Genomic DNA, 16,153 nt, shown 5'->3' on the forward strand with positions numbered 1-16,153 from the left:
GTTTTAAATTTAAAAGGCGATCTTAATTGTTGTCGACGTAATCTATCTCCATAAAGTCGACAACTTCTTTTTTCCATACATTTTCAACAAATGCCACATGGTCTGGATGATTGCTATAGGTGTCGTAATCTTCTTGATTTTTAAATTGCATCGTAAGTCCCCATTCAAAATCGTTTTTTTGACCAATTTCTTTAACGCTAGTCATGTTCATAACTGTAGAAATAGACTTTAGCGCTACTGCTTTTTCTATAAAAAGTTTTTCAGCTTCAGAGCCTTTTGGGTGTTTCAGTTTAAAAAACACAGTATGTGTAATGGTTCCAGGAGGTGTAGCTTGGTTTTGGCAACTTCCAAAAAGTAGTGAGATTGTAAAAGTAATTGCTAAAAGTAGTTTTTTCATGTTGAATTTTTTTAGAAATTCTAAGGTACGAAATACCGTTTTAATGCGAAACAAATTTCAATCCTACTAAAGAAATGATAAGCGTTGATAGGAAGAAAATCCTCCAGAAATCAGCAGGTTCTTTAAAAAAGAAAATCCCTACAAGTACCGTTCCTACAGCTCCAATTCCTGTCCAAACCGCATATGCTGTTCCTATTGGTAGTGTTTGTGTAGCTTTCATTAATAAAAGCATACTTATGGTAAGGCAAACTATAAAACCAATATACCAATAGGTAGCGAGGGTTCCTTCACTTTGATTTGCTTTTCCTAGGCAGGTTGCAAAACCTACTTCAAAGCATCCTGCAATTATTAAAAGTATCCAATTCATATTAAAAAAATAGCCTCGCGAAGATACATCACGAGGCGTTTATAAAATTATATAAATGTATAATTAATCTTCTTGTTTTACCTCTACCACTTCGTATTGGTTTTTTCCATCAATTTGAACAGGTTGGTAGTAAGTATCTCCATATTGTACATAGGTTTGGTCGCCAATTCTAACTTCCTCTCCACCTTCTGGAAGATTTTCAACAATGGTTCCTGCCGTTGGAGGAACAACCGTATACCCGTCATTCGATTTTTCATAATACGCACCACCATAGTAATAATTGTTGGTTGTGTTTCCGGTGTCTACCACTTCGTAGCCATCGGGAAGAACTTTAATAGTAGCTCCCACTGGTGCTTGCACAACGGTATATCCGTTATTTTGGTGTACGTAATAGTTTCCTTGGTCGTAATAATATTGCTGATTTTCAATGCTGATAATAATAGCTGTAGTAGCTAAAGAAGCAACAAAGAAGCCCCAAGGATGCCAAACTGGCCCCCAGTAAAATGGTCTGTACGGATGGTAATAGTACGGGTGATAACTGTAATAATGGAAACCTCCGTATGCGTATGGTGGACGGTGATAAGGTCTTGGATTTGGTCTAACAATAGTATTATGGTGGTTATTATTTACATTGATATTTACATTGTTGTTGTGATGGCTGTTATTCGGACGATTTACCACTGTCGAGTTTGATAAATTTCCGTTATTGCCTGGACGTGAATTGTTGTTACTCGGACGGTTTACACTTGGTCTAGATGAATTATTTCCTGTTGAAGGACGATTAACCGTTGGTCTGCTTGTAGAAGGTCTACTTGTGGTAGGCCTACTGGTAGACGGTCTAGACGTGCTTGGTCTTGTTGTTGATGGTTTTCTGCTAGGAAGCGTAGAAGGTCTGGTACTCGGAATAGATCTACTTGGTTGTTTGTGAAAACCTCCGTTAATGGTTTGTCTTCCTGTAGATGGTCGTGAAGCGCCACCACCTCTGCTCATACTTGCTCCGTGTCCAAATCGTTGCGCCTCGATAGTTAAAGGAGCAATTAGTAACAGTGCAAATAGTATCAATTTGCTAACATTTGCTATGTTGAATGATTGAGTTTTCATGTATTTTCTTTTACTTGTTAAGAGTCGTAATTATTTATTTTTGTGCCATAATATTGATGAGTTTTGAATCTTCCGGCGGATAGAAATCAAAAACTTCAGCATCAATTTCAGGGTTGATATCCCAAGCTGTAAAAGTAGCTTCGTACTGATTGTGGTTTCCGTCTTTATGGATTATAACCATTTTTGCAGGTAGCGGATCTTCATCATTTTCAATCCAAAGTTGCACATTTAAATCATCATTAGAAGCTAAAATATGAAAACATAATACTCCGTTAATGTAATCGTTCCCCATATAAATAATGTTGTCAAAATTTTCAATCATGTCGTCGGTAAGACTCGGGTAAAATACATCAGCAGCAGGAAAACGAATACCGAAAGTTTTATGGAAACTGTCAATCATATCGATAATGTTATCCGGAGCATCGAGTACACAATAGTTGTTTTCATCTACAGAATAGTACACAAACTTTTCTCCGTTGTACATAAAGTCTTTGTTATACTGGGTTCCTCTAGTTTTAACGACCATTTTATTAGGTCCAACCATAGTAACTTCATCTGTATAAAAGTGCTTTTCTAAACCGTAATACCCTTCGTGGTCTAAAGAGCGTTCCAAGGTAAAAGTACATGCGTCAAGGGTGCCGATATAGGAGCCCATTTTGTCCAAAATATTTATAGCCGAAGAGTCTATAACCGACTGGTTGTTTTGTGAAATTGCCGTATAGGTACACAACATACAAATGGCAAATAGAATTTTTTTCATGTGATTATTTTTATTGCTTTATTTGATTTTGTACACGCTAAACCCTACTAGCGAATACAGTTTTTTTATGAAAAATAGCGATAAGGAGGAAAGTATAAAGTACTAAGATACTACAAACGGCGAACAAAAAAAAGCCCCAATATTAAAAAAGGGACTTTCTTTATCATGTTATTGAAGTGCGAATTAATCGTTGTTTGGTGCGATAAATTTATACACAACACCCGCAATTGCAGCACCAATAATTGGAGCTACCCAAAACAACCAAAGTTGTCCCATAGCCCAATCTCCTACAAATAGAGCTTGACTTGTACTACGTGCTGGGTTAACAGATGTATTTGTAACAGGAATACTGATAAGGTGGATTAAGGTTAAACCTAAACCGATGGCTACGCCTGCAAATCCACTTGATGCATTTTTGTGTGTTGCTCCTAAAATGATAATTAAGAACATAAATGTCATTACGATTTCAGTAATAAGTGCAGCCGTCATGTTGTATCCATCTGGGGAATGAGCTCCGTAACCGTTGGCAGCAAAGCTTCCGATAGAGGCTCCGTCTTTTCCGGTAACGATAAGGTATAAAATACCAGCACCTGCAATTCCTCCAAGTACTTGTGCAAGAATGTAAGGAATAAGGTCTTTACCATCAAATCTTCCACCAACCCATAATCCTACAGATACTGCTGGATTTAAATGGCATCCTGATATATGGCCTATGGCATACGCCATTGTAAGTACTGTTAAACCGAAGGCTAAAGCTACTCCTGCAAATCCGATTCCTAGTTCTGGGTATCCAGCAGCAAGTACTGCACTACCACACCCTCCAAGTACCAACCATAGGGTACCAATAAATTCTGCAATTAGTTTTTTCATTTTTTATTGAAATTTGTTAGTAATAAAACTTTTGTAAGTTTTAAGTGGGAAACGTATGCAATAGTAATGATTATTTTATTAATTTAATAAAAAAATATGCTCATATATTTATTTTTATCCTTGAATGAAATCTAAAAGTAGTAAATTTTGTGTTTAATTTTAAATTTTAATTGCAAAATGCCCCTTGTAATCAATTCCGTTTGGAAGAATAAGGTGGTACCAGTAATCGTCTGGTTTTAAGAGATGTCCGTTTACAGTGCCATCCCAACCTGAAGAAGTTAATGGGTTAAATGAGTATAGAAGCTTTCCGTAGCGATCAAAAATATACATTTGTGCATTCCCTCCAACTGTTGATGAATTTATTCCTCGAACATTCCAGACGTCATTACTTCTGTCATTGTTAGGAGTGAGTAATTTAGGAAACTCTATTATCAAAAAGGTTTGTGAAATAGTTGTGCAATTATTGGAGTCTCTCACAAACAACTTGTGATCTCCAGGGGCTAAGTCGTTAAATGTATTGCTCGATTGGTATATTCCAGTTTCTAAGTCTACCGCATATTCATAGGTGGTATTTGTGCTTGGTTGCAGTATAACTTCAATATCGTTGTCATCTATATTAATTGTATTCAAAACAGCAACTTGAACTTCGGTTACGGTGATGGCAATAGTTTTACTGCAAGCTGTTTTTTTGTTGGTTACTGTTACTTCATAGATCCCTCCGGAATTAACCTGAATAGAACTGGTCGTTTCTTTTGGATTTGTATTCCACTCATAAGTATAATTACTAGTTTGGGACGGACTTATACCAGTGTAAATTGTTATTGGAAAATCTTGCGGACATACTGTAATTGCTTGCTCATCAATTTGTGGAAATGCTTCTGGTACGAGCTTAACTTCGCCTCCGCCATAACAGTTGTTTCCACTTACGGCTTTTAGGTAAACTGTTGTAGTTTGTGTGGTTTCGTAATGATCTGGTAATGGGTTGACGCCAATAGCTGCATCTCGCTGAGTTTCGTGTAAGGTAACGGTTATGTCAATTCCATTTGCTTTTTTTTCGTTATCCTGAATTTCTTCAGTAATACTTTTAATATCGAAAATAGCTTTTCCGTCGTTACTATAATCGCATCCAAAAAAATCGTTTGTAGTTATGGTGTTAGGGGTGGTTGTTAATAGTTCAATTTCAACAATACTATAACAGTCTGGATTGCTACCAAATACTTTGGCATATACTTTTTCATTTACTACTGAGTTGGTGTAAATTGGATCTAGGTATTCAGTGTTTTCGGTATCGTCTATTGCGTCTTTTTGAGTTTTGTAAAAATTTGCATTTACAATTTCAGTACTATTTACAGTAAGTTCTGTAATAGTATTACTAAGGTTAAATGTTGATAATCCATCACTTGGATTACTGTCTAAATCGCATTGTTCAAAAAGATAAGGTCCTGCAATTACATTTGGAGGCTCCGAAATGGTAACTTGTTTAATTAACGGATCGTATTTTTTACCATTAATAGATAAGGTTAACGTAACAGTATATGTACCGGCTGCCAAATATTGATGAGTTGGGTTTTGAACACTACTCGTTGGAGATTTATCACCAAAATCCCATTCGACTGTATCGTATGGATCTTCAGAAGTAATGGTAAATTGAGTATTATCTCCTAAGCAAGTATTTTCATAATCAAACGAATAATAAAATATTGATTGAATGAATGGAGGGAGCCCTTGTTTGGTAACTCTATTATTTAAGCTAACAACTTCGTGTGAATAATCACACAAGCTTCCGATTTGATTAGGTTTATTTATTACTGAAATACTTGTAGATTCTTGAATACCAGGATAGCCAGTACGGTATATTTTTCCGTTAAGTGCTAATTGAAGTGCGCCAGGTACTGTTTTTGAATTATCAATTGTAGTTTTTTTTAAACCATTATTTAAATCAAACTGATATAAAAACCCATTCTCAACTGGTTCTGAAGGGTTAATTCTTGGTGAAACATAGGTAGCTGAAGTTACATATAATACTTTTGAATTTGGAGAAAACTCTATTCCATATGGATATTCGTTATCCAGTAATGTCACTTGATTTGTTACTCTTCCTGTAGCATTGTCAAAATCATATAATAATGCTTTCCCGCTTGTTTTCGTTCCTGTTCTGGGGCTACCAAGACTGGTGGAACTGTGAGCTATGGCAATTTTTTTTCCGTCGGGAGAAACTTTTAAATATCCTATTGCAGTTGGGTTGGCACCTTTAGAATCTCCTTCAGTAAAAAGTCTTGGACTTACAGTTTGTTGTGTGGTTGAGATTATAGGTTTATCATTAACACCATTTGCATCAACTTTAAACGCATAAAATTTGTTTACAAAATGAGTTATTACCCAAACGGCTGTTCCATCATTATTGGTAACAGCTGTTATTTTTTCTGAAGATTTAAATTCTTTTTGTGCCGAATCATTTCTGTCGTAGGTAATTAAATGAATGTTTTTTTTGCCTTCAACAATGTCTCCAAAGCCACTATTTAGCGTCATGTCAACTTCAGAATAGTTTACACCTTCTATGGTAACTCTGCCTTTTTTTCCAAATAAACTAGGCATGTCAATAGTAAAAATATAATACGAAGTTTTGCTCATTGGATTCGGTATAATTATAGCCGATTCTGTGCTTGAAATATGTCCAAATAGTCCTTCGCCATTTGGCATTGGGGTATGATTTCTGTCCCACACTGTAACGCCATCAGTATAAAAAAGTAAATTTCCGTTAGGATCGGAAATAGCGGTACAACCTTCACGAGAGTTTATCTTTCCGTTTGTTAGTGGAGTAGGAGGTTCGGTATTAAAATTTAACCCTGCATTTTCACCAAAATACCAATAAGCCGACTCCTTTTGAGCAAATATTTGGTTGCACAAAAAGAGTACAATTGCAAGTATGAGGGTTTTTAAAATTTTCAATTTTTAGGTTGCTGTAAATTAGTAGAATAGCGTGTCGATAAAAATAAGTATAAAGAACTATTAAAAGAAATATTTGTGTAAGAGAATGCTTAAAATTTAAGATTAAGTTATATTTATTGTTTGAAATGCTAATGTTTTAAAAAATTAACAGTTATGCAGCTTACAGATTTCGTTAGAGATATACACGATTTTCCAAAACCCGGAATTGTTTTTAAAGATATAACGCCACTGTTATTAAATGCGAAAGCAACAGAAATTGCTGTAAATGCCTTGTTTGTGCAAATAGCAGGCGCGCAAGTAGATGTGGTAGTTGGGATGGAAAGTAGAGGGTTTTTCTTCGGAACATTATTGGCTCAAAAACTCGGTTGTGGTTTTATTCCTGTACGAAAACCTAATAAACTTCCTGCGGAAACTACTTCGGAAACCTATGCGTTGGAATACGGTGAAGATACGCTCGAAATACATACCGATGCCATCAAAAAGGGCGATAAAGTACTAATACACGACGATGTATTGGCTACCGGAGGAACGGCAGAAGCTGTGTGTAAATTGGTTGAAAAGCTTGGTGGCGAAGTTGTGCAATGTAATTTTTTAATGGAGTTGGCTTTTCTTTCTGGGCGAGACAAACTTAAAAACCATTCGGTAGCCTCGGTATTAACGTATTAATTTTTTATCGTTTTTGTATCAAGGTAAAAAGGAAAATGAAAACATTTTTACTTGGCGTGAATTTGTTTTCGTCAAACTCATTTATCCTTACAAAGCATTTTTGGTAACATAAGCACGCCAGCCAATAATGGCAAGTTGAAATTTACTAGCCTTGGCCAAATCGAGTTGTTTTTTACTGAAAGAAGGTAAAATTGCTTTGTTGATTTTAGCGAGTAGTTTAAATAGCTTTTTCTTCATTGTTTGGTAAGTTCAATTTAATTTTTGGCTTGATTTGCTAATAGGCTAAAATACACAAAATCATCTAAATGTAAAACTTAGATGATTTTGTAAATAACTCAGTATGTGCTAAACTCTATTTTTTTGTTTGAATTACGATAACGCCATTTTTACCTTTTTCACCATATTTTTCTACAGCCGCATCGGTTTTAAATACTGAAACGATATCAATTTTTTCAGGGTCAATATTGTTAAACTCTTCAAAGCTTATTTCTTTTCCGTCAAGAATAATTAATTGCGTTGGAGTTATAACATTCGAACTGAAAGAAATTTCATAATCACCAACTTTTGTAACTTCCTCGACATTGTTTTTAGAAGTGTCTGATTTGTCTTTTAAATTAATTTCAACAACACCATCTTTTGCTTTCTCACCATACTTCTTAATTGCATTCTCATCTTTTAAAACATTAATAGATTCAATAGTGTTTGGGTCGACACTCTCTAGTTGTTCTCTGGTAATTATTTTCCCATTAAGTACATAAATAGGGTCTGTGCCGTCACTTGTTATACTTTGTGTTTTATGGGCGGCTGTTGAAGTAATTTCAGAAGCAGGCGACTTCTCTTCAATAACTATTTGTTTGGTTTGGGCAATGGTTTTTACGTTGAATGCAAAAGTAAAACCTGCTAATAATGGAAGGATTAAAGCGTACTTCCATGCGCTTTTCGAATTTGATTGTTGTTTTTGTAACATAACGATTCGTTTTTTGATTAATGAATTATAAAAAGGATTACTAACGGAATACGGTATTCCGCTTAATTGTTTTAATAGTAAATATTGATATTCTTTGGTTGAGTTAAGTTCTTTGGTGGTTTGGTGGTCGGTTATGTATTCCAAATTTTGTGTGAGTACCTTTTTATACAACCAAACTATTGGGTTTATCCAAAATACAATGGTGTACAAATGAAGCAAAATTACATCCAACGAGTGGAATTGTTTAGCGTGAATTTTTTCGTGAGTTAGAATGGTTTTTAATTCGTCTCCTTTATATATCGACGGATTGTAAACTATGTAGTTGAAAAATGAAAACGGACTCAAATCTTCATTTGTCAGCACATAATTAAAACCTTCTTTTTGAGTTGTTCCTTTGTTGATAAATCGATATAAAGAAATCAACTGAACAATAAATTTTATACTGAAAAATACCACACCCACTACGTATGTATATAAAGCAAATGTAAGAAGCTGTGTTTGCCAACTTACCGTTTCTATATTTACTGCGGAAGTTTCATTGATTGCAAAATTCAAATTTGCAGGAACCTCAATTACTTTTACTGTTTTAAAATAGAGTAGCGGAAGGAGGATAGAAACAATTAAACCTGCATTTAAAAACCATCTGTTGGCAGTAAAAAATGTTTCTCGTTTTAATACTATTTGATACACCAACCAAAACAGTGTCAAAACCCCCGAAGCTTTTATAAGATATATTAAAAATGTTTCCATTAGTTTTTGTTTTCAATTTGTTGGATAATGTCTTTTAGCTCGTCTACACTTATCTTTTTTTCATTTGCAAAAAACGAAACCAAGTTTTTATAAGAGTTATTAAAGTATTCTTCAATAGCAGTCGAAACAAACTTTTTTCGGTAAACCTCTTTTTCTACAATTGGGTAATATTGATGCGTGTTTCCAAAGGCGTTGTGCGCAACATAACCTTTGTCTTCCAAGTTTCTAATAATGGTAGACAAGGTGTTGTAATGCGGTTTGTCTTCTTTAATTTCAGCTTGAACTTCTTTTACAAAAGCCTTTTCGAGCTTCCATAAAATCTTCATGATTTCTTCTTCTTTATTGGTGAGTTTTTGCATCATCAAGTGGATTAGTGTATCTATGCTGACGAATGTATAACTATAAATTTAGTTAAGCAACTATTTTTGTAGTTTTTTAACTATTTATTTAGTTTTTATAAATGCTAATTGTTTGTTATTTAGTGCTTGAAACGTACTTAAACCCTAGGAAAGAGGTATCTTTGTATTAGATTTTCTGAGTTGGTTAATAAATTTTGAATATCCATAATGTTTCATGTCAAGATTAAAATGTCAGGTCGAGTGTAGTCGAGACTCTATTTAACGATGTTAAGCTAAATGACCTCTCGACTACGCTCGAGGTGACAGTGAATTATAACAGATTGCGGACAATCATAAGCTAATTAGAGTTCGTTTTTTAACGTTTTATTACTGAATTTCTAACGAACTGAGATTAAATTGACGTGAGTTCGATATAAGAATTATGAATGAGTAATAAAATTGACCTATTTAAAAAGTATTGAAAATCAAGGAAGCAGTGAGGGCTGATAGATAAAAAGCTGTTTGAGCGTAGCGAGTTCTTTTTATCTGTGGCGGTTGTTTCCGTAGATTTTGTCATACTTTTTTAATCAGTCTTGACTTTCCTGCCTGCCGGCAGGCGGGTTTGTTTCGTTTTTGTGTCAAGACAAAAATGAAAGAATAATAAAATATAAATAGTTGTAATTTTTCTATACTGATATTTATATTGAACTGAGATTAAATTAAAAAGAATATATGAACACACTCTTTATTGTTTCTGGACTGATTTTATTGATTCTAGGTGGAAATTGGTTGTTAAAATCGGCAGTAAGTATTTCATTGCGGATGCATATTCCTAAAATTGTAATCGGGATGACGGTGGTTTCTTTTGCAACGTCGGCGCCAGAATTAATTGTAAGTGTAAAGTCGGCTTTAAACGGATTTCCAGATTTGGCAATGGGAAATGTAGTCGGCTCGAATGTCGCAAATTTAGGGTTGGTGTTGGCAGTAACCATTATGTTGTCTCGAATTGAGGTCGAAAAAAGTTTTTATAAAACCGATTGGCCTATCATGATGATTTCGTCGTGTATGCTTTATGGTTTTGTGGTAACCGACCATGTGTTGCAACGTTATGAGGGGATTGTGTTGGTTGTTTTTCTAGTTGTGTTTTTAGTGTATTTATTGCGAGTGCAAAAACCAGCAGTTGTTTCCGATGAAGCTTCAAATAACGAAGAAGCAATGTCTGCTTTAAAAACATCAAGCTTATTACTTTTAGGAGGATTGGCTCTATGGGGAGGCTCAGAATTATTAATTAGTGGCGCAGTTGGAATGGCAGAATTTTACGGAGTGAGTAGGCGAGTTATTGCAGTAACAGTAGTTTCAATCGGTACAAGTGTACCCGAGTTAGCGGCTTCTATAATTGCTGTTGTAAAAAAGGAAAAAGCTATTTCTTTAGGAAACCTAATAGGTTCGAATATGTTTAATATTCTGGCAGTTTTAGGAATTACATCTATTATTCAGCCAATAGCGGTAAATGATAAAGGCTTGCTTACAAACGATATGTATTGGATGTTGGGTATTTCTTTTGTAATCTTTCCATTGGTTTTTATGCCTAAAAAAATGCAGTTAGGTTGGCGTGAAGGTATTGTATTGTTACTGCTATATTTGGGCTTTGTAGCGACCACATTACTATAAAAAAAAGCGACCATATGGTCGCTTTTTCGGCTTTTGTATAATAAATCAAATATCAGGAATTAAGCTTCAACAGTTTTTACTGTTTCAATAATTCTAGCTGCTACTTTATATGGATCAGCGTTAGAAGCTGGACGTCTGTCTTCCAACCATCCTTTGTATCCTTTTTCAACAGTAATAATTGGGATACGGATAGAAGCACCTCTATCTGATACTCCATAGCTAAAGTCGTTTATAGAAGCTGTTTCATGCTTACCAGTTAAACGCTCGTCGTTAAACTCTCCGTAAACAGCAATATGTTCTTTTGTTACAGGCCTGAATGCTTCACATACTTTATCGTAAACCTCTTTAGATCCACAAGTTCTTAAAAGAGAGTTTGAGAAGTTTGCGTGCATACCAGAACCATTCCAATCACCTTTTACAGGTTTTGGGTGGTACTCAATATAGTATCCGTACTCTTCACATAATCTGTCAAGTAAGTAGCGAGAAACCCAAATTTCGTCACCAGCTCTTTTAGCACCTTTTGCAAAAATTTGATACTCCCATTGTCCGCAAGCAACCTCTTGGTTAATTCCTTCGAAGTTTAAACCAGCGTCAATACAAAGATCTGCGTGTCTTTCTACAACTTCTCTACCGTGAGTGTTTAAACCACCAACAGAACAGTAGTATAAACCTTGTGGTCCTGGATATCCACCAACAGGGAAACCTAAAGGAAGTTGTGTTTTAGTATCCATTATAAAGTATTCTTGCTCGAATCCAAACCAGAAATCTTCATCATTTTCATCATCAATAGTGGCTCTTGCATTTGATTCATGTGGAGTTCCGTCTGCATTTAAAACTTCAGCCATTACGATATATCCGTTTCTTCTTGTTGGATCTGGATAAATAGCAACAGGTTTTAATAAACAGTCAGAAGATCCTCCTTCAGCTTGTTTTGTAGATGAACCATCGAAAGACCATATTGGGCAATCTTCTAATTTACCACTAAAGTTGTCTTCGATTTTTGTTTTACTTCTCATGTTTTGGGTTGGATAATATCCATCTAACCAAATGTACTCAAGTTTAGCCTTACTCATTTTGTGAATTAATTTTAATTGAACTTTACTCGCAGACAAAAATATGTTTTTTTGTTTCGCCTACCGAAAATAAAAGGGGTATTTTTGAAAAAACTTTATTATTTTTATGAATACCCTATTTTTGAAAGGGGTATTTTATTTTTTATATAAATATTAAAAAAAATGTTAATAATAATTTAATATTTTATTTACTTGAAGATAGCTGTAATTTTACATTAATTACACTTTTGTTATCAATAAAACATTTAGAATTTAAAATCAACTTTTTTATAACGAAGATATATGTCGACAATCAGGTTTAAAGCTTTAAAAAAGGCGTTTGAAAGAAAACCACATCCTATAAATGTACAAGGAAATCGTTCTGATATTTATGGTGAAAATGTATTTAATGAAATGGTGATGCGCCAGGTAATGTCGAAAGAAGCTTTTGAAAGTGTTACAAGTGCTATCGAAGGCGGTGGAAAAATAGACCGAAAACTTGCTGATGAGATTGCTTCTGCCATGAAAAATTGGGCAGTTTCAAAAGGAGCGACACATTATACACATTGGTTTCAGCCTTTAACGGGCGCAACTGCCGAAAAGCACGATTCTTTTTTTGAGCCTATAAATGGTTCGCAAGCGGTAGAGAAATTTGGTGGCGACCAATTGGTGCAACAGGAACCAGATGCTTCTAGTTTTCCGCACGGTGGAATCCGAAATACTTTTGAGGCTAGAGGATATACCGCCTGGGATCCTACATCGCCAGCCTTTGTTTATGGTACAACCTTGTGTATTCCTACGGTTTTCGTGTCATACACAGGCGAAGCGCTAGACAATAAAGCACCTTTGTTAAGAGCTTTGCATGCAATCGATATTGCAGCTACCGAGGTGGCGCGTTATTTTGATAAAAGTGTAACAAAAGTAAATGCAACTTTAGGTTGGGAGCAGGAGTACTTTTTAATTGATAAGGCTTTGGTGTATTCGCGTCCAGATATAGTGTTGGCAGGGCGAACACTTTTAGGGCATTCGCCAGCAAAAGGGCAACAGTTAGACGATCATTACTTCGGATCGATTCCAGACCGAGTTTTAAATTTTATGCGCGAATTGGAGCACGATTGTGTTAAGCTTGGTGTTCCTGTAAAAACTCGTCATAATGAGGTGGCACCCAATCAGTTTGAATTGGCGCCTTTGTTTGAAGAAGCAAACTTAGCGGTCGATCATAATTCGCTTTTAATGGATTTGATGGACAAAACTGCCGATAAACATAATTTTAAAGTTCTTTTTCATGAAAAACCTTTTGCAGGAGTAAACGGTTCTGGAAAGCACAACAACTGGTCGTTGGCTACAAATAGTGGTGTGAATTTGTTAAGTCCGGGCACAACACCAACAAAAAACCTTCAGTTTTTAACCTTTTTTATTAATACCATCAAAGCCGTACACGATAACGAAGAGCTTATTCGTGCGTCTGTTGCTTCCGCTACCAACGATCATCGTTTGGGAGCTGGAGAAGCACCTCCCGCTATCATTTCAGTATTTATAGGTTCGCAACTTACCAAGGTTTTGGATGAGTTGGAAGATGTGTCGAAAGGGAAGTTGTCTCCACAGGAAAAAACCGATTTAAAGTTGAATGTCGTTGGGAAAATTCCAGAAATCCTTTTAGATAATACTGATAGAAACCGAACCTCTTCTTTTGCTTTTACAGGAAATAAATTTGAGTTTAGAGCAGTTGGATCGAAGTCTAATTGCGCTAAACCAATGACGGTTTTAAACACTGTTGTGGCAAAGCAATTAAAAGAATTTAAAATTGAAGTTGATGCTTTAATTGATAAGAAAGGCTTAAAGAAAGATGAAGCTATTTTTAATGTGCTTCGCGAATATATCAAAGCATCCAAAAAAATACGATTTGAAGGCGATGGCTACAGTGAAGCTTGGGAGAAAGAAGCTGAAAAACGCGGACTGAGCAATAACAAAACAACGCCACAAGCTCTAAAAGCGGTTGTTTCTAAAAAGGCAATTGATTTGTATGAAGAAATGGGGGTGATGAATTCGGTAGAAATTATTGCACGCCAAGAAATTGAGCTTGAAGAATACGCGCACAAAGTACAAATTGAAGGTCGTGTGTTGGGTGATATTGCTAGAAACCATGTAATTCCGACAGCAATTAAATATCAAAATACACTAATTAAAAATGTACAAGGGTTAAAGGAAGTTTTCGGAAATGACTTTAAAAAGTTAGCGCCAGAGCAAATCGATTTAATCGAAGAGATATCGAGTCATATTTCTGAAATAAATTCGAAAGTGAAGTTTATGATTGAAGAGCGTAAAAAGGCAAACCGACTCGAAAAGGCGCAATTAAAAGCCGAAGCGTATTGCGATAAAGTGTTGCCGTATTTTGACCAAATCCGTTACCATTGTGATAAATTGGAGTTGTTGGTAGATGATGATATTTGGCCATTAACAAAATACAGAGAGTTGCTTTTTACAAAGTAATTGAAGTTCTACTTTCATGTAGGGTTGACCTATTTAAAAAGCATAGAAAATCAAGGAAGCAGTAAGGGTAAAAGATCAAAAACTGTTTGAGCGAAGCGAGTTTTTTTGATCTGTGGAGGAAGGTTCCGTAGATTTTCAGAGCTTTTTAAATCAGTCTTGACTTTCCTGCCTTCCGCAGGCAGGTTTGTTTCGTTTTTGTGTCAAGACAAAAATGAAATACTAATATTGAAAAATTACCGTGTTTTTTAAAATTGGATTTATATAGAACAGCACAGACAATATTAAAAGAATTAAAAGAAGATATCAAGAAGCACACAACTTTTGTTTGTGTGCTTTTTATTTATGGCTATTTTTGCACAAAACATTGATACATGAGTTCAGAAATTAGCAAAAGGTACGCACAAAGAGGGGTTTCAGCATCCAAAGAAGATGTTCATAACGCTATAAAAAATGTCGATAAAGGATTGTTCCCAAAGGCCTTTTGTAAAATTGTTCCCGATTATTTAACAGGAAGCGACGAACATTGTATCATTATGCATGCCGATGGAGCAGGGACAAAGTCGTCTTTGGCGTATATGTATTGGAAAGAAACAGGAGATATTTCTGTGTGGAAAGGAATTGCGCAAGATGCTTTGATTATGAACATAGACGATTTGCTTTGTGTTGGTGCAACGCAAAACATCATGCTTTCTTCAACAATTGGGCGTAATAAAAACCTAATTCCTGGAGAAGTTATTTCAGCAATAATAAACGGTACAGAAGAACTGATTGCCGATTTAGATAAGTTCGGTGTAAAGATTTATTCAACAGGAGGTGAAACTGCCGATGTTGGAGATTTAGTTCGTACAATTATTGTTGACTCAACGGTTACGGCTCGTATGAAACGTAGCGATGTAATTGACAATGCCAATATCAAACCAGGAAATGTAATTGTTGGGTTGGAGTCGTTTGGTCAAGCAACTTACGAAACCGAATACAACGGTGGAATGGGAAGTAACGGACTTACCTCTGCGCGTCATGATGTGTTTGATAAATATTTAGCTGAAAAATTCCCAGAGAGTTTTGACCACGCGGTACCTTCAGAATTGGTATATTCAGGAAAAGTAAAACTAACGGATGCAGTTGAAAACGCCCCAATTGATGCTGGTAAATTAGTGTTATCTCCTACGAGAACCTATGCGCCTATCATTCAGAAAATATTAGCAAAATACACCGCTTCAGAGATAAACGGAATGGTGCATTGTAGCGGAGGCGCACAAACTAAAGTACTTCATTTTGTCGATAACGTACACGTGATAAAAGACAATATGTTTGACGTACCACCACTTTTTAAACTCATTCAAGAGCAATCTAAAACTTCTTGGAAAGAAATGTACCAAGTGTTTAACTGCGGACATAGAATGGAGTTGTACGTAGACGAAAGTATTGCACAAGATATTATCGAAATATCGAAATCTTTTAATGTAAATGCTCAAGTAATCGGGCGTGTGGAAGCGTCGGAAACCAAAAAACTCACCATAAATAGTACATACGGAACTTTTGAGTATTAAACTCAGCGTAACATAATCATACAGAAACCTCTTATTTTTCAGTAAGAGGTTTTTTTGTAGAAAATATACGCATGTTAAATAGGTTGTAATAACGATGCTTTTTATGATAAGTATTGCTAATTCTTCATCATCTTCAAGAAAGGTTTGAAAATAATAAAATATTGAATTTTAACATTTTATCTTTTAATTAAATTTAAAAAGTTGTAAACTTTTTGTTGTTAGTAA

General features: G+C 35.3%; 14 protein-coding genes. 4 read left to right on the forward strand and 10 right to left on the reverse strand.

Translation table 11 applies throughout. The annotated features are described in order from the left end of the window. Positions 1 to 22 precede the first annotated feature (22 nt). From JMA43_RS09075 to JMA43_RS09100, 6 genes are all read right to left on the reverse strand, one after another. Positions 23 to 397 carry a Dabb family protein gene (locus tag JMA43_RS09075; RefSeq protein ID WP_342156177.1) on the reverse strand — a complete coding sequence of 125 codons (375 nt, stop codon included), beginning with the start codon at positions 395 to 397 and terminating at the stop codon, positions 23 to 25. A 40-nt stretch (positions 398 to 437) separates the two neighbouring features. After that, entirely contained in the window at positions 438 to 764 is a 327-nt protein-coding gene (locus JMA43_RS09080; protein ID WP_342156178.1) for a DMT family transporter, read from the reverse strand. A gap of 63 nt (positions 765 to 827) precedes the next feature. After that, positions 828 to 1,865: a DUF6515 family protein gene (locus tag JMA43_RS09085; protein ID WP_342156179.1), complete on the reverse strand. Its 1,038-nt coding sequence runs from the start codon at positions 1,863 to 1,865 to the stop codon at positions 828 to 830. A gap of 34 nt (positions 1,866 to 1,899) precedes the next feature. Continuing rightward, positions 1,900 to 2,625 (reverse strand): DUF2092 domain-containing protein, encoded by a 726-nt coding sequence (locus JMA43_RS09090; protein WP_342156180.1) that lies wholly within the window; start codon positions 2,623 to 2,625, stop codon positions 1,900 to 1,902. Positions 2,626 to 2,808: 183 nt separating this feature from the next. Next, entirely contained in the window at positions 2,809 to 3,495 is a 687-nt protein-coding gene (gene aqpZ, locus JMA43_RS09095; protein ID WP_342156181.1) for an aquaporin Z, read from the reverse strand. Positions 3,496 to 3,654: 159 nt separating this feature from the next. After that, positions 3,655 to 6,444 carry a T9SS type B sorting domain-containing protein gene (locus JMA43_RS09100; RefSeq protein ID WP_342156182.1) on the reverse strand — a complete coding sequence of 930 codons (2,790 nt, stop codon included), beginning with the start codon at positions 6,442 to 6,444 and terminating at the stop codon, positions 3,655 to 3,657. Between the two features lie 153 nt (positions 6,445 to 6,597). Here JMA43_RS09100 and JMA43_RS09105 point away from each other — a divergent pair, with 153 nt between their 5' ends. Further along, positions 6,598 to 7,110 (forward strand): adenine phosphoribosyltransferase, encoded by a 513-nt coding sequence (locus JMA43_RS09105; protein ID WP_342156183.1) that lies wholly within the window; start codon positions 6,598 to 6,600, stop codon positions 7,108 to 7,110. An 87-nt stretch (positions 7,111 to 7,197) separates the two neighbouring features. Here JMA43_RS09105 and JMA43_RS09110 read toward each other — a convergent pair whose 3' ends face one another. From JMA43_RS09110 to JMA43_RS09120, 3 genes are all read right to left on the reverse strand, one after another. Beyond that, positions 7,198 to 7,347, reverse strand: coding sequence for an SsrA-binding protein (locus JMA43_RS09110; protein WP_342156184.1), 150 nt, complete (start codon positions 7,345 to 7,347; stop codon positions 7,198 to 7,200). Between the two features lie 115 nt (positions 7,348 to 7,462). Further along, positions 7,463 to 8,827: a M56 family metallopeptidase gene (locus JMA43_RS09115; protein WP_342156185.1), complete on the reverse strand. Its 1,365-nt coding sequence runs from the start codon at positions 8,825 to 8,827 to the stop codon at positions 7,463 to 7,465. Then, a complete protein-coding gene (locus JMA43_RS09120; protein WP_342156199.1) occupies positions 8,827 to 9,186 on the reverse strand; it encodes a BlaI/MecI/CopY family transcriptional regulator in 360 nt (119 codons plus the stop codon). The genes JMA43_RS09115 and JMA43_RS09120 overlap by 1 nt, the downstream gene beginning before the upstream one ends. Positions 9,187 to 9,897: 711 nt before the next feature. On the opposite strand from JMA43_RS09120, the gene JMA43_RS09125 reads away from it, so the two are divergent. Beyond that, positions 9,898 to 10,836, forward strand: coding sequence for a calcium/sodium antiporter (locus JMA43_RS09125; RefSeq protein ID WP_342156186.1), 939 nt, complete (start codon positions 9,898 to 9,900; stop codon positions 10,834 to 10,836). Positions 10,837 to 10,895: 59 nt separating this feature from the next. On the opposite strand, the gene JMA43_RS09130 is transcribed toward JMA43_RS09125, so the two are convergent. Next, positions 10,896 to 11,909 carry a glutamine synthetase beta-grasp domain-containing protein gene (locus JMA43_RS09130; protein WP_342156187.1) on the reverse strand — a complete coding sequence of 338 codons (1,014 nt, stop codon included), beginning with the start codon at positions 11,907 to 11,909 and terminating at the stop codon, positions 10,896 to 10,898. A gap of 282 nt (positions 11,910 to 12,191) precedes the next feature. Between JMA43_RS09130 and JMA43_RS09135 the strand changes: the two genes are divergently transcribed. Both JMA43_RS09135 and JMA43_RS09140 read left to right on the forward strand, forming a co-directional pair. Then, on the forward strand, positions 12,192 to 14,378 hold the full coding sequence (locus JMA43_RS09135) for a glutamine synthetase III family protein (protein ID WP_342156188.1): 2,187 nt from the start codon (positions 12,192 to 12,194) through the stop codon (positions 14,376 to 14,378). A 371-nt stretch (positions 14,379 to 14,749) separates the two neighbouring features. Next, the gene (locus tag JMA43_RS09140; protein WP_342156189.1) at positions 14,750 to 15,928 is read left to right on the forward strand and encodes an AIR synthase related protein; all 1,179 of its coding nucleotides are present in this window, start codon (positions 14,750 to 14,752) and stop codon (positions 15,926 to 15,928) included. Positions 15,929 to 16,153: the final 225 nt, after the last annotated feature.

Origin of the sequence: Joostella sp. CR20, from assembly GCF_038433465.1 — a bacterium.
Classification (GTDB): domain Bacteria; phylum Bacteroidota; class Bacteroidia; order Flavobacteriales; family Flavobacteriaceae; genus Galbibacter.

Coding starts and splice junctions, on each gene's coding strand:
- JMA43_RS09075 (WP_342156177.1), bottom strand. CDS start 397: ATGAAAAAACTACTTTTAGCAATTACTTTTACAATCTCACTACTTTTT.
- JMA43_RS09080 (WP_342156178.1), bottom strand. CDS start 764: ATGAATTGGATACTTTTAATAATTGCAGGATGCTTTGAAGTAGGTTTT.
- JMA43_RS09085 (WP_342156179.1), bottom strand. CDS start 1,865: ATGAAAACTCAATCATTCAACATAGCAAATGTTAGCAAATTGATACTA.
- JMA43_RS09090 (WP_342156180.1), bottom strand. CDS start 2,625: ATGAAAAAAATTCTATTTGCCATTTGTATGTTGTGTACCTATACGGCA.
- aqpZ (WP_342156181.1), bottom strand. CDS start 3,495: ATGAAAAAACTAATTGCAGAATTTATTGGTACCCTATGGTTGGTACTT.
- JMA43_RS09105 (WP_342156183.1), top strand. CDS start 6,598: ATGCAGCTTACAGATTTCGTTAGAGATATACACGATTTTCCAAAACCC.
- JMA43_RS09110 (WP_342156184.1), bottom strand. CDS start 7,347: ATGAAGAAAAAGCTATTTAAACTACTCGCTAAAATCAACAAAGCAATT.
- JMA43_RS09115 (WP_342156185.1), bottom strand. CDS start 8,827: ATGGAAACATTTTTAATATATCTTATAAAAGCTTCGGGGGTTTTGACA.
- JMA43_RS09120 (WP_342156199.1), bottom strand. CDS start 9,186: ATGCAAAAACTCACCAATAAAGAAGAAGAAATCATGAAGATTTTATGG.
- JMA43_RS09125 (WP_342156186.1), top strand. CDS start 9,898: ATGAACACACTCTTTATTGTTTCTGGACTGATTTTATTGATTCTAGGT.
- JMA43_RS09130 (WP_342156187.1), bottom strand. CDS start 11,909: ATGAGTAAGGCTAAACTTGAGTACATTTGGTTAGATGGATATTATCCA.
- JMA43_RS09135 (WP_342156188.1), top strand. CDS start 12,192: ATGTCGACAATCAGGTTTAAAGCTTTAAAAAAGGCGTTTGAAAGAAAA.
- JMA43_RS09140 (WP_342156189.1), top strand. CDS start 14,750: ATGAGTTCAGAAATTAGCAAAAGGTACGCACAAAGAGGGGTTTCAGCA.